This window comes from Luteimonas sp. gir (genome assembly GCF_037198055.1).
In the GTDB taxonomy this organism is placed as follows: Bacteria; Pseudomonadota; Gammaproteobacteria; order Xanthomonadales; family Xanthomonadaceae; genus Luteimonas; species Luteimonas citri_A.
Genome location: NZ_JBBAXQ010000011.1, coordinates 138,073 through 151,299, shown reverse-complemented (window position 1 = coordinate 151,299; position 13,227 = coordinate 138,073). Strand labels below are relative to the sequence as shown.

Here is a 13,227-nt window from a genome sequence, read left to right as displayed (position 1 = left end):
TCCTGCCGTGACTCGGGCGCGCGCCATCCATGGCGCGCTCGACGCGGCCTCCGGCCGTCAGTCCGCTGCCGACATCGTTCGAAAACTGGCTTCGATTGAAGCGCGCGCTCCGACGGCCAGGATGGTTTACAGACTCGGCCAGCCAACTCTGCTTTACTGTTCGGTGAACTTCAGCAAAGTACGCTGGAGTGCGCGGCATGTCTCGGGAAAAGCTCACAGTCGCCCATGGTGGATCGAAACTGCACAGCGGTGCTCCGCAAAGCATCTCGCTTACTGATGCTCCGCTATCGCAACAAGGCGTCGAACTCGGCAGCCCACGATTTCTTCGAGAGGGCGGCTCTGCACCTAAACAAAGGCAAGTTGAGAACGTTTTCAGCAGCGGACTGGCGGCCGGTGGCCGCGCCAAGCGCGCCATGGATGGCGCGCGCCCGAGTCAAGGCAGGATGCCTTGCCGAGGGGAGAGCGGCTTCCGGCCGATAGGCCGATGCCCATCCGAAGATGGCTCTCAGTAGCCCCTCTCATCTGAAGAGAAAGCCAAGAAAAAGCCCGCCGAAGAGGCGGGCTTTTCGTTCCACTAGAAAATGACGCTTAGGCCACGACACCCTGCCGGACGCTGCTGCCGTCGAGGTTGGCATTGCGCAGCGCGGTGATGCGCTCCTCGAGCGGCGGGTGGCTCATCAGCAGGCGCTTCAGGCCGCCGCCGACGCCACCGCTGATGCCGAACGCCGCGACCTGCTTGGGCAGCGTGCTCTCGCCGTAGGTCTGCGCCAGCCGCTCGAGCGCGGCGATCATCTTCTCGCGACCTGCCAGTTGGGCGCCGCCGGCGTCGGCGCGGAACTCTCGATGGCGCGAGAACCACATCGCGATCATCGACGCGAACAGGCCGAAGATCATGTCGAGCACGAACACGATCGCGAAATAGGCAATGCCGCCACCGCCGTTATCGCGGCCGCCGCTCAGGTAGCCGTCGATCGCCCGGCCGACCACACGGGCCAGGAAGATCACGAAGGTGTTGAGTACGCCCTGCAGCAGCGTCATCGTCACCATGTCGCCATTGGCGACGTGGCTGACCTCGTGCGCCAGCACCGCCTCGGCCTCCTCGCGCGTCATCGCACGCAGCAGGCCGGTCGACACCGCGACCAGCGACGCGTCGCGCCGGGCGCCGGTGGCGAATGCGTTGATCTCCGGTGCGTCGTAGATCGCGACCTCGGGCATGCCGATGCCGGCCATCTGCGCCTGGCGCTGCACGGTCGTCAGCAGCCAGCGCTCGGCCTCGTTGCGCGGTTCGGTGATCACCTGCGCGCCGGTGAAGCGCTTGGCCGACCACTTGGAGATCGCCAGCGTGAAGAACGCGCCGCCGAACCCGAACAGGGCGGCGAACACCAGCAAGCCGGCGTAAGTCGATGGATTGATGCCGAGAACGGCCATGACGATGCTGACCAGGGCCAGCACGGCGAAGTTGGTGGCGATGAGAAGGGCGTAGCGCTTGAGCATCGGGGGCCTTTTGAAGGTCTGCCTGCGTCTGGCGGGATGGGAATGAGTGCGAAGAATCTGCGCACGCATGCCCATGATTTCAATTCACGGGCGGCGATGCCACAGTGTGCGCCCCGTGACAGTTCATGTTCGAGACAGTTCCGGCGCGATGTCGGCCCTTTCCCCCGCCTCCAGATCCTGCGGCCGCTTCGCGCCCTCTCCGACCGGCCCGCTGCATGCCGGCTCGCTGGTCGCCGCGCTTGGCAGTTGGCTGATGGCCCGCCGCAGCGGCGGGCAGTGGCGGGTGCGGATCGAGGATGTCGACCGGCCACGCGAGGTCGCCGGCGCCGCCGACGCGCAGTTGGCGATGCTACGCGCCTGCGGCCTGGACTGGGACGGCGAGGTCGTGCGCCAGAGCACGCGTGACACCCTGTACCAGTCGGCGCTCGACCGGCTGCTGGCCGACGGCCACGCGTTCGTCTGCCACTGCAGCCGCAGCGCGCTGGCAGCCGCCGGCGGGATCCATCGCGGACGTTGTGTCGCCACCCGCCCGCGCCCGGATCCTGCGATCCGCCTGCGCGTGCCGCCGGGCGCGCGGATCGCCTTCGACGATGGACTGCGCGGCCGGATCGAGCAGGACCTGTGGGCGGAGGTCGGCGACTTCGTGCTGCGGCGGGCCGACGGGATGTGGGCGTACCAGTTGGCGGTGGTCGTCGACGATGCCGATCAGGGCATCACCGAGGTGGTCCGCGGCGCCGATCTGCTCGATTCCACGCCGCGGCAGATCCTGCTCCAGCGACGGCTCGGACTGCCCACCCCGCGCCATGCGCACCTGCCGCTGCTGCGCGATGCCGACGGGCGCAAGCTGTCCAAGTCCCTCGGTGCGCAAGCGCCCGACCCGGCCGATCCCCTGCCCGCGTTGCGCGTAGCCTGGCAGGCATTGGGGCAATCGCCGCTCACCGCCGACAGCGTGCCGGCCTGGCATGCAGACGCGCTCGAGTGCTTCGATCCGGCGCGTATTCCGATCGCCGATCCGGTTGGTGCATCGCACACTGGACGCGCTCCGCGTCATGGCTAGACTGGCTTGTCGTCGCCATGGGGGCGACGCCTGCATCGCAACGGGAGGGCGGCAATGAGCGCACGCGTGGCATTGGTCACCGGCGGCACCGGCGGTATCGGCACGGCCATCGTCAGGCGTCTGGCCGACAGCGGCTATCGCGTCGCCACCAATTACCGCAACGCCGAAAAGGCGCAGGCCTGGCAACGACAGCTGCGCGAGGCCGGCTACGAGGTCGCGATCGCGGCCGGGGATGTGTCCGACCACGTCGAGGCCGAGCGCATGGTGCGCGAGGTCGAGTCCCAGCTCGGGCCCATCGACATCCTGATCAACAACGCCGGCATCACCCGCGATGGCACGTTCCACAAGATGCATGCGCTGCAGTGGCAGGACGTCATCAACACCAATCTCAACTCGGTCTACAACGTCACCCGCCCGGTGATCGAGGGCATGCGCGAGCGCAAGTGGGGCCGGATCATCCAGATCAGCTCGATCAACGGCCTCAAGGGCCAGTACGGCCAGGCCAACTATGCCGCCGCCAAGGCCGGCATGCATGGCTTCACGATTTCGCTGGCGCGCGAGAACGCCAAGCTCGGCATCACCGTCAACACGGTCTCGCCCGGCTACGTCGCCACCGACATGGTGATGGCGGTGCCCGAGGAGGTCCGCGCCAAGATCGCCGCCGACATCCCGACCGGCCGGCTGGGGCGCCCGGAGGAGATCGCCTATGCGGTGAACTTCCTGGTGGCCGAGGAAGCGTCGTGGATCACCGGCTCCAACCTCGACATCAACGGCGGCCACCACATGGGGTGGTGAGGGGCGGCGGGCTGCGCTCGCATCCCGTGTCCATACCGCGGCGGACGGTCTGCGGCGCATTGCGGCCGGCCGCATTCATGCCTTGTTCCAGTTGCGCCCCCTTCCCCGCTGCGCCATGCTGCGCGGCATCAAAGACTTGAGTACCGGCTTCATGGGCGCCACGCGCATCATCAAGAAGTACCCGAACCGTCGGCTCTACGATACGGAAATCTCCAGCTACATCACCATCGAGGACGTGCGCCAACTCATCGTCGACGGCGAGAACTTCGAGGTGCGCGACGCCAAGAGCGGCGAGGACCTGACCCGCTCGGTCCTGCTGCAGATCATCTCCGACCAGGAGTCGGACGGCGAGCCGGTGCTCTCGACCCAACTGCTGAGCCAGATCATCCGCTTCTACGGCGATTCGATGCAGGGGTTCATGGGCAGCTACCTGGAACGCTCGATGCAGGTCTTCCTGGACCAGCAGCAGCAGTTCCGCCAGCAGATGGGCGGCCTGCTCGGGCAGACGCCGTGGGCGATGATGAACCAGCTCACCGAGCGCAATCTGGAAATGTGGAAGGAATTCCAGAAGACCATGACCGGCGGCGTCCACACCGACCGCCCGGGCGACAAGCGCGGCCGTTGATCCGGCGCGCGTCGTGTCCGTGCCCGAGCGGGCGCCCGTTCGCATGAGCGCGTCGCCTCGGATCGCGCTGGTCACCGGCGGCCTGGGCGGGATCGGCCGCGCGATCTGCATGCGCCTGGCCGCCGATGGCTACCGCGTGATCGCTGCCGACCTGGCGCGCGATCCTGCGCGGCTCGAGACCGGCCGCGATCCAGCGGCGCCGCAGGTCGAGACGCTGGCGCTCGATGTCGGCGACTTCGACGCCTGCGCGGCGGCGGTCGCCGACATCGAGGCACAGCATGGCCGGCTCGATATCCTGGTCAATGCCGCCGGCATCACCCGCGATGCCACCCTGCGCAAGATGACGCGTGCGCAGTGGGACGAGGTGCTGCACATCGATCTGGGCAGCGTGTTCAACCTCTGCCGTCACGCGGTCGAGGGCATGGCGACGCGCGGCTTCGGGCGCATCGTCAACATCGGTTCGGTCAGCGGCCAGACCGGCAATTTCGGCCAGACCAACTATGCCGCGGCCAAGGCCGGCCTGCATGGCTTCACGATGTCGCTCGCACGCGAGGTCGCGGCCAAGGGCGTCACCGTCAACAGCCTGTCGCCCGGCTACGTCGCCACGCCGATGACCGCGGCGATGCCGCCCGAGGTGCTGGCGCGCACTGTCGCCAGCGTGCCGGTGGGCCGTGTCGGCCAGCCCGACGACATCGCCCGCGCGGTCGCATTCCTTGCGGCCGACGACGCCGGCTACATCACCGGCGTCAACCTGCCGGTCAACGGCGGCTTGTTCATGAGCTTCTGAAACCGCCCGGCCGCGCGCTCAGCGCGCGGCGGTCTGCGCGTCCTCGCAGAACTTCGCGCGGTACTCGAGCGCCTTGGGCATCAGCGCTTCCAGGGTCTGGATGCGGGTGCCGGGATTGGGATGGGTCGAGGAGAACTCCGGCGGCGCCTGCCCGCCGCTGGCCTCGCCCATGCGCTGCCATAACGGCACCGCTTCGCGCGGATCGAAGCACGCCGCCGCAGCAAGCATCAGCCCGACCGCATCGGCTTCGGTCTCGTGCTTGCGCGCATAAGGCAACAGATAGCCATAGCCCATCGCCGCCATGACCATCTGCTGTTGCTGGGGATCCATGCCGCTCATCGCGCCGGCGGTCTGGCCGATCTGGGTCAGCCGCTGCTGGGCCATGCGCTGGGCGCCGTGGCGCAACAGCGCGTGCGCGATCTCGTGGCCCATCACCACCGCCATCGCATCGGTGGTCTGCGCCACCGGCACCAGTCCTGTGTAGACCGCCATCTTGCCGCCGGGCAGGCAGAAGGCGTTGGCCTGGTCGGACTCGATGACATTGACCTCCCAGTCGAAGGTCTCGGAGAAGCGCGTCGGCGCCAGCCCGTTCTCGCGCGCCAGCTCGGCCTCGACCACACCGACCTTGGCGATCAGCCGGTCGGCGATCGCACGCACGTCGCGGGCGACCGGGCTGTCGGGCGCCACCGCCCGCTCCTGGCCCAGGATCTCCTGGTAGGCCTGCAGACCGAGTGCCTTCTCGTCGTCGACGCTCAGGCCGCGGTCGATCAGCACCGTCTCGCCGGTGACCGGATCGACCGAGCGGTTGGAGATGTAGTAGTACGCGCCGTAGAGCCCGAACAGCAGCAGGATTACCCACCGCAGGTTGAAGCCACGACGCGGCGCACGGCCGGGCTGCTGCCGGCCGCGACCGAAGGGATCCTGTCTCATCTCGTTCTCCAGTGCCGGCAGGACCGGCGGCGGTCAAAGGTCGCGGACGACGCGGAAGCCGATTCTGGCATTGGTCGTGTCGACGGAGGCGAGTGCCCGCCAGCTGGCCCGGGTCTGCGCCGGCGAGCTTGCCCACGAGCCGCCCCGGATCACCTGGTCGCGGCAGCCTGGATTGACCCAGGCCGAGCCGTCCTCCGGCGCCCGGCGGTAGGTCGCATGCCAGCAATCGGCCATCCACTCGCTGACATTGCCGGCCAGGTCGTATACGCCCCAACGATTGGGCGGGAAGCTGGCCACCGGGGCCGGGCCCCAGTACCCGTCTCCGTAACTGGGAAATGCATTGCCCCAGGTCCGCCCCGACGGTGAGCGGTCGAGTGCGCCGGTGACATTGCCGGCCTCGGGCGGTGGCGTGCCCTCGCCCCAGGGCCAGCGCTCGCTGGTGCCGGCGCGATAGGCGTATTCGAACTCGGCCTCGCTCGGCAGCCGGTAGCGCTGCCCGCTCTGCGCCGACAGCCAGTCGACATAGGCTTGCGCGTCCTTGGCGCTGACATGCAGCACCGGCATGGTGTCGCCGGCCGGACGGCCGACGTAGTCCGAGCGCCAGTCGACGTTGCTGCGGCGCAGGAAGTTGCCGGTGCGTTCGTCGTAGACCATCGAGAAACCGCGGCGCATGGCCCGGGTCTGGTAACCGGTCGCCTCGATGAAGCGACGGAATTCGCCGACGCTCACTTCACGCACGCCCATCGCGAAGCCGCGCTCGAACCGGACTGCATGGCGCGGCTTTTCGTTGTCGTCGGCAGTCTCGTCGCCGGGCAGCGCACCCATCATGAAACCGCCGTGCGGCAGCACGACCAGCTGCGGCCCGCGCGCACCGCCTTCCAGCGCATCGGTGAACACCTGACCGGGCCGGAAGTCGCCGTAGTGGACCGCCCGGTCGATGCGCTCGCGCAGATCCAGCGCCACCGGATCGCCGGGCGAGGCGATCGCCAGGATCTCGGCCAGCCGCGCGCGCGCGGTCGCCACGCCGTTGATCTTCGGCAGCGCCTCGACGCCGGCATCGCGCAGCCGCTGGATGCGCACTGCGCGCATGTGCGCGATGCGCCGCTCGGCATCGGGCACGGTCGCAAACCCGGGCCGGACAGTCGTGGCATAGGCCAACCAACGCGCGGCGGTGCGGAAATCGCCTTGCGTGCCGGCGTCCTCGGCGCGCCGGATCAGCGCGCTCTCGACCGCGGCCAGCCCTTGCAACGCACGCGGCTGGCCGGGGCGCAACGCCGCCGCCTCGCGGAAGCCGGCCAGTGCGCCGCCGCCCTCCTCGCCCAGTTCGCCGGCGGCGAGCGCGCGCTCGGCCTCGCGGTTGAGGTCCCACAGCCGATCGCTCTCGTCGACGCGTTCCAGATACCGGACCACGGCCTCGTCGTCGGCGGCGAGATAACGCGCGACCGCGGCGAACTCGTGCGCGGCGCGCAGGCCGGCGATCGAATCGCGGTTGTCGGCCTCGTCCAACGCGCGATCGCCCAGTACGAGCAGCCGGGCCTGCGCCCGACGCAGCCCGGTCCGCGCGGCGCGCTCCTGGCCGGGCAGTTGCTGCAGGGCCAGATACAGCGGGATCGCCGAATCGACGGTCGCGTACAGGTCGTCGGCGGCCAGGGCATCGGCCGCGCGCGTGCGGGCCTCGTCCGCCGCTTCGGGGGAAATCGCAACCAATGGCGGCTGCCAGTTGAGCTCGCCGGCGATCCGGTCGTCGCCGCTGATGGTCACGCTGCCGTCGCCGCCCCAGGCCTTTTCGCTGCGGGTGTCGCCGTCGCAGCCGCTGCCCAGCAGCAGCAACGCGCCCAGCACTCCGACCACGACGACTGCGCGCAACGCTGGCTCCCATGACCGCATCGCGTCAGATTAATCGATCACAGCCGGGGCGACGATGCGCCGGCTTCACGATTGCCGCTCCCGCATGCCGCCGTTAGGCTGTCGCGCATGCCTTCTTCCCCTGCATGCTGGATCGACGATCCGGCGACTCTCCAGTCCCGACTCCAGGCGGCATCCGCCCGCGTCGGGCTCGACACCGAATTCATCCGCGAGCGGACGTTCTGGCCCCAGCTGGCCCTGGTGCAGGTCGCGCTCGAACGCGACGATGGCGGCATCGATGTGCTGCTGGTCGATCCGCTGATTCCCGGCATGCTCGACGCGTTGCGCCCGCTGCTGGCCGACCCGACCATCGTCAAGATCATGCACAGCGCCAGCGAGGACCTGGTCGCGCTGGGCCATGCCTGCGGCGTGGCGCCGGCGCCGCTGTTCGACACCCAGATCGCCGCGGCCCTGGCCGGCACCGGCTCAGGGATGGGCTACCAGCGGCTGGTGCAGGACACGCTCGGTATCGCACTGCCCAAGGGCGAAACCCGCTCGGATTGGCTGCGGCGGCCGCTGTCGCCGACCCAGCTCGAATACGCCGCCGACGATGTCGAGCACCTGTTCGCACTGCACGAAACGCTGGCCGCGAAGATCGCGGTGCTCGGCCGCGAGGCCTGGCTGGAGGAGGACTGCGCGCGGCTGGTCGCGACGGCCGGCAACATGGAGGGCGAGCGCTGGCCGCAACTGGGCGGACGCACCGGCCTGTTCCTCGACGCCGACGCGCAGCGCCGCTTGTTGCGCCTGTTGCGCTGGCGCGAGCAGTACGCCCGCAGCCACGACCGGCCGCGCAGTTGGATCCTCGACAACGAACTGGCCACGCTGCTCGCACGCGATCCGCCGGCCGATCCGGCCGCGCTGCAGCGCCGGCTCGACGCCCATCCCAAGGCCCCGCGCAAACTCGGTGCCGCGATCTGGGACGCGCTGGTCACCGAACTGCCCGACGAGGCCGAGGCGCCGATCGCGCGCGCCGAAGAGCCCGACCGCAAGCGCCTGAAGCAACTGCAACAGGCGGTGGCCGCGCGCAGTGCCGAGCTCGGCTTGCCCGACGGCGTGCTCGCCTCGCGCAAGTGGCTCGAAGCGCTGGTCGAAGGCGCCGACTGGCCCGGCGCGCTGTCGGGCTGGCGCCGCGCCCAGCTCGAACCCACGCTCGCACCGTTGCTAGAAAAGGCTGGCGGGTTGGTCGAACGCTCCGTATAATTGCGCTCATCGTGGGGCGGTAGCTCAGCTGGGAGAGCGTCGCGTTCGCAATGCGAAGGTCGGGAGTTCGATCCTCCTCCGCTCCACCAAGTCATTCCCGGTTCGAAAACGAAGGGTTGGACGGTTCGCCGTCCAACCCTTCGTCGTTGTGGCGCAGGTGCGCTGCGGATCGTAAGCGGTGCGTGCTACTTGCCCAGATGGCGACGCACATCCTTGGCCATCGGCCCCACGGCCGCGACCGCTTCGCGCAACTGCTCGGGCGTGACATCCAGCGCCTGGGTCCAGTAGCGAAGCTCGTAATCCTCGTCGACGTTGATGCGATCGCGATCGGCGGCGCCGGTCTTGCTTTTGTCGTCCGACATGGTGGTCTCCAAAGACTGCGGTGGCGCCACCTTCCCGCTGCGGGCGTGGGCCGTGCGTGAACCGCTTCAGCCGGCCGCGACTTCGATCCAGGTCGGCGCATGGTCGCTGGCGCCGGATTCGAGCCGCAGCCACCGGTCCACGCCCGCCTTGCGCAGCCGGTCGGCCAGTACCGCGTTGACCAGCAGATGGTCGATGCGCAGGCCGCGATCGCGCTCGGCGTGCTGCCGGAAATGGTCCCAGAACGTGTAGACCTGCGCCTCGTCGCCGAGCACATGCCGCAGCGCATCGGTCCAGCCCTGTGCCAGCAGCCGCTCGAAGGCATCTCGCACCTCGGGCTGAATCAGCGCGTCCTTGCGCCAGGCCTTGGGATCGTAGACATCCGCATCGGTCGGGATGACGTTGTAGTCGCCCATCAGCACGACCGGATGCGTCAGGCCGACCAACGTGCGCGCATGCTTGGCCAGGCGCTGCATCCATGCGAGCTTGTAGTCGAACTTGGGACCGGGCTGCGGATTGCCGTTGGGCAGGTACAGCGCGCCGACCACGATGCCATGCACCGCCGCCTCGATGTAGCGGCTCTGGTCGTCGTCCGGATCGCCCGGCAGGCCGCGGCGGCTTTCGACCGGCATCGTGTCGCGACCCAGCAGCGCCACGCCGTTCCAGGCCCGCTGCCCCTGCCAGATCGCCCCATACCCGGCCGCCTCCAGCGCTTGGGCCGGGAACGCGGCATCGGCGGCCTTGAGTTCCTGCAGCGCGACGATGTCCGGGCGCGCCGCCTCCAGCCAGGCCAGCAACTGCGGCAACCGCTTGCCGATGCCGTTGACGTTGAACGTGGCCAGCTTGAGGGTCTTCTTGCGCGCCATGGCGCCGGGCTCCGGTGACGGGCTGCGTGCGTGGCCGAAGCGTCGGCCCACCGCCCGCGGTGGGCCCCGACCATAGGACCGGCGCGATGGCCGGCAGGTGAAAAGGTTCTTCGACGCACTGATCCCAAAGCGCGCGACTTCTTCCAACCGGCGAAGTTGCCGCCGAAGTCAGGCAGCAAACGTCCGCAGCAGCGGACTGGCGGCCGGTGGCTGCGTCGAGCGCGCCAGGGATGGCGCGCGCCCGAGTCAAGGCAGGATGCCTTGCCGAGGGAAGAGCGGCTTCCGGCTGGCAGGCCGCTACCTGACCGAAGCGAAACTCTCATTCCGCGTTTGGGAGAACAGCTGGGAAAAGCGGAGGCTGGCACTGTGTCGCCCGCTTCGCCCCCGCCCGCCGGCCTGACGGACATGCCCCTCGCTAACCTGGACCAGAAGGTGTACAAATGTACACCATGCCCTCCCTTCCCCCCCAACGTGCCGCCGTGCTGGCCTTCGTCCGCGACCGGATCCGCGCCGGCCGGCCGCCGAGCCTGGCCGAGATCGCCGCGCACTTCGGTTTCGCCTCGCGCAGCGCCGCGCACAAGCACGTGCAGGCGCTGACCGCGGCCGGCCTGCTGGAGGCGCATCCGCATCACAAGCGCGGCCTGACCCTGCCCGGCGAGGACACGCGCCCGCCGTTGCTGGCGCTGCCGGTGCTGGGCCGGGTCGCGGCTGGCGTGCCGATCGGTGCCGACATCGGGCTCGACCGCCAGCTGTGGCTCGACCGCGGCGTCTTCTCGCTTCGGCCCGACTACCTGCTGCAGGTGCAAGGCGACTCGATGATCGACGACGGCATCCTCGACGGCGACTTGGTCGGGGTGCACCGCAGCGCCGATGCCCGCGACGGACAGACGGTGGTCGCCCGGCTGGATGGCGAACTGACGATCAAGCGGCTGCAGCGGGGCGCCGACGGCATCCGCCTGCTGCCGCGCAACCCAGCGTACGCACCGATCGTGGTACCGCCGGGCGCCGACTTCGCGATCGAGGGCCTGTTCTGCGGACTGGTGCGGCAGGGCTGATGGGCCAGGTTCTGCCCCTGGACGCCTTGCTGGCCGCACGCACGGTCTGGCACGCCGGTCGCGGGACGGCGACGGCCGGCGATGGCGAACCCACCGGGATGGCCGCGCTCGATGCGGTGTTGCCCGATCGCGGCTGGCCGCGCGGTGCGCTGACCGAACTGCTGCTGCCGGCCGATGGCGTCGGCGAGATCGCGTTGCTGTTGCCGGCCTTGGCGCGCATGACCGCCACCGGCGGCCGGGTGGTGCTGGTCGATCCGCCCTACATCGCCTATGCGCCGGCCTGGCAGGCCGGCGGGGTCGACCTGGCCCGGCTGGAGATCGTGGTCGCGCCACCGCGCGATGCCCTGTGGGCCTTCGAGCAGTGCCTGCGCAGCGGCGCCTGCGCGGCGGTGCTCGGCTGGCCGCGCACGGCCGACGACCGAGCGCTGCGCCGGCTGCAGGTCGCGGCCGACGCCGGCGACTGTTGCGCCTTCGCCCTGCGCGACCGCCGGCATGCCGTCAACGCCTCGCCTGCTGCGCTGCGATTGGAATATCTGCCCGCCGACGATGCCTGGCAGGTGCGCAAATGCCGCGGCGCGCAGCCGCCGGCGCGCCCGATCCGATTGGCCCACTGATGCCGCCGCGCCCGCCCACACGCAGCAAAGCCCCGACCGCGTGGCCGCCTGCCCGTCGGCTTTTGGGGCGCCGGCTGCGCACCGTCGCCTGCGCGCAGGCGTGAGCCCGCCATGCTCTGGACCTGCCTGCTGCTGCCGCAACTGGCGCTCGACGCCGTCCTGCGCCGCCTCGACGATCCCGACGCGCCACTGGCGCTGGTCGAAGGCCCGGCGCAGTTGCGGCGCCTGCACGCAGTCAACGCGGCGGCGGCCAGTGCCGGCCTGAAAGCCGGCATGCGGCTGTCGGCCGCGCATGCGCTGCTGGCCGACGTGCGCACCGTCGATCACGACGCCGGGGCCGAGGCCCGCTGCCAGCGCTTCCTCGCCGCCTGGGCCTATCGCCACAGCTCGCTGGTCAGCGCGCAGTGGCCGCGTGCGATCGTGCTCGAGGCCCAGGCGAGCTTCCGCCTGTTCGGGCCCTGGCCGACATTCGAGCGCAGGCTGCGCCAGGAGCTCGACACGCTCGGCTTCCGGCACCGCATCGCGCTGGCGCCGACGCCGCGCGCGGCGCGCGTGCTCGCCGGGCTGCGCGACGGCCTGGCGGTGACCGAGCCGGGCGCACTGCGGGTCCTGCTCGACCGCGCCCCGATCCGGCGCGCGGCGCTGCCCGACGACGCCGGCGAACGCCTGCACCGCATGGGCCTGCGCCGTCTGGCCGACGTGCGCGGCCTGCCGCGCGATGCGCTGCGGCGACGTTGCGGGGTCGCGGTGCTCGACCATCTCGACCGGCTCTACGGCGATGTCGACGACCCGCTCGACTGCTATGCCCCGCCCGACCGCTTCGATGCCCGCGTCGAGCTGGGCTACGAGGTCGAGAGCCACACCGCGCTGCTGTTCCCGCTGCGCCGGCTGATCGGCGATCTGGCGACCTATCTGTCGATCCGCGACGGCGGCGTGCAGCGCTTCACGCTGCGGCTCGAGCACGCCAGCGGCCACACCGATGTCGAGGTCGGCCTGCTCGCGCCCGAGCGCGACCCGGCGTTGCTGTTCGAACTGGCACGCAGCCGGCTCGAGCGCACCGGCGTCGACCGCCCGGTCGTCGCCCTGGGCCTGCTCGCCCGCCAGTTGCCGCCGTTCGTGCCGGCCAGCCGCGACCTGTTCGACCCGCGTCCGCAGCAGGCGGTGGACTGGCCGCAGTTGCGCGAGCGACTGCGCGCGCGGCTGGGCGACGACGCCGTGCATCGCGTCGCCCCGGCCGGCGATCCGCGTCCCGAACGCGCCTGGCGACGTGTGTCCGGCGACGCCGCCGCCATCGAGACCGCCCCGCCCCGGCCACCGCGTCCGGCGTGGCTGTTGCCCGAACCGGTCCCGTTGCGCGACCCGCGGCTGCGCGTGCTGTCGGGTCCCGAACGGCTGGAAAGCGGCTGGTGGGACGATGGCGACGCACGCCGGGACTACTACTGCGTCGAAACCTCGAACGGGCAGCGCGCCTGGGCCTTCGTGCCGGTCGGCGAGCGCGACGGCTGGATGCTGCACGGATGGTTCGCATGACCGGCGCGC

At 70.3% G+C, this 13,227-nt stretch carries 14 protein-coding genes and 1 tRNA gene; 10 read left to right on the top strand and 5 right to left on the bottom strand.

Annotated features, from left to right (window positions below):
• A partial coding sequence (locus tag WAF18_RS14085; RefSeq protein WP_337245660.1) for a hypothetical protein occupies positions 1–277 on the top strand: 277 nt, incomplete at its 5' end.
• A 311-nt stretch (positions 278–588) separates the two neighbouring features.
• On the opposite strand, the gene htpX is transcribed toward WAF18_RS14085, so the two are convergent.
• On the bottom strand, positions 589–1,494 hold the full coding sequence (htpX, locus tag WAF18_RS14080) for a protease HtpX (RefSeq protein WP_047135836.1): 906 nt from the start codon (positions 1,492–1,494) through the stop codon (positions 589–591).
• A gap of 148 nt (positions 1,495–1,642) precedes the next feature.
• On the opposite strand from htpX, the gene gluQRS reads away from it, so the two are divergent.
• The 4 genes from gluQRS to phbB (WAF18_RS14060) all read left to right on the top strand — a co-directional run bounded on the left by gluQRS (position 1,643) and on the right by phbB (WAF18_RS14060) (position 4,758).
• On the top strand, positions 1,643–2,551 hold the full coding sequence (gluQRS, locus tag WAF18_RS14075; RefSeq protein WP_337245659.1) for a tRNA glutamyl-Q(34) synthetase GluQRS: 909 nt from the start codon (positions 1,643–1,645) through the stop codon (positions 2,549–2,551).
• Between the two features lie 54 nt (positions 2,552–2,605).
• A complete protein-coding gene (gene phbB, locus WAF18_RS14070; protein ID WP_337245658.1) occupies positions 2,606–3,346 on the top strand; it encodes an acetoacetyl-CoA reductase in 741 nt (246 codons plus the stop codon).
• Between the two features lie 151 nt (positions 3,347–3,497).
• Positions 3,498–3,971 carry a polyhydroxyalkanoate synthesis repressor PhaR gene (phaR, locus tag WAF18_RS14065; RefSeq protein ID WP_183427118.1) on the top strand — a complete coding sequence of 158 codons (474 nt, stop codon included), beginning with the start codon at positions 3,498–3,500 and terminating at the stop codon, positions 3,969–3,971.
• 43 nt (positions 3,972–4,014) lie between these two features.
• Entirely contained in the window at positions 4,015–4,758 is a 744-nt protein-coding gene (gene phbB / locus WAF18_RS14060) for an acetoacetyl-CoA reductase (protein ID WP_337245657.1), read from the top strand.
• A gap of 18 nt (positions 4,759–4,776) precedes the next feature.
• Here phbB (WAF18_RS14060) and WAF18_RS14055 read toward each other — a convergent pair whose 3' ends face one another.
• Entirely contained in the window at positions 4,777–5,688 is a 912-nt protein-coding gene (locus tag WAF18_RS14055) for a M48 family metallopeptidase (protein WP_337245656.1), read from the bottom strand.
• Positions 5,689–5,721: 33 nt separating this feature from the next.
• Complete coding sequence (locus tag WAF18_RS14050) at positions 5,722–7,554, bottom strand: formylglycine-generating enzyme family protein (RefSeq protein ID WP_337245655.1); 1,833 nt, start codon at positions 7,552–7,554, stop codon at positions 5,722–5,724.
• A 108-nt stretch (positions 7,555–7,662) separates the two neighbouring features.
• Between WAF18_RS14050 and rnd the strand changes: the two genes are divergently transcribed.
• Together rnd and WAF18_RS14040 are read left to right on the top strand one after the other, a co-directional pair.
• Positions 7,663–8,793, top strand: a complete 1,131-nt coding sequence (rnd, locus tag WAF18_RS14045) for a ribonuclease D (protein ID WP_337245654.1) — start codon at positions 7,663–7,665, stop codon at positions 8,791–8,793.
• Positions 8,794–8,806: 13 nt separating this feature from the next.
• Positions 8,807–8,882 (top strand) — tRNA-Ala (locus tag WAF18_RS14040).
• Between the two features lie 96 nt (positions 8,883–8,978).
• On the opposite strand, the gene WAF18_RS14035 is transcribed toward WAF18_RS14040, so the two are convergent.
• Together WAF18_RS14035 and WAF18_RS14030 are read right to left on the bottom strand one after the other, a co-directional pair.
• Positions 8,979–9,155, bottom strand: coding sequence for a DUF3606 domain-containing protein (locus WAF18_RS14035; RefSeq protein ID WP_183427096.1), 177 nt, complete (start codon positions 9,153–9,155; stop codon positions 8,979–8,981).
• Positions 9,156–9,221: 66 nt separating this feature from the next.
• Entirely contained in the window at positions 9,222–10,019 is a 798-nt protein-coding gene (locus tag WAF18_RS14030; RefSeq protein ID WP_337245653.1) for an exodeoxyribonuclease III, read from the bottom strand.
• 449 nt (positions 10,020–10,468) lie between these two features.
• Between WAF18_RS14030 and lexA the strand changes: the two genes are divergently transcribed.
• From lexA to WAF18_RS14015, 3 genes are all read left to right on the top strand, one after another.
• Complete coding sequence (gene lexA / locus WAF18_RS14025) at positions 10,469–11,074, top strand: transcriptional repressor LexA (protein WP_337245652.1); 606 nt, start codon at positions 10,469–10,471, stop codon at positions 11,072–11,074.
• Positions 11,074–11,688 (top strand): translesion DNA synthesis-associated protein ImuA, encoded by a 615-nt coding sequence (gene imuA, locus WAF18_RS14020; protein WP_337245651.1) that lies wholly within the window; start codon positions 11,074–11,076, stop codon positions 11,686–11,688. Before lexA ends, imuA begins: the two co-directional genes overlap by 1 nt.
• Positions 11,689–11,799: 111 nt before the next feature.
• Positions 11,800–13,218 (top strand): DNA polymerase Y family protein, encoded by a 1,419-nt coding sequence (locus WAF18_RS14015; protein ID WP_337245650.1) that lies wholly within the window; start codon positions 11,800–11,802, stop codon positions 13,216–13,218.
• Positions 13,219–13,227 lie beyond the last annotated feature (9 nt).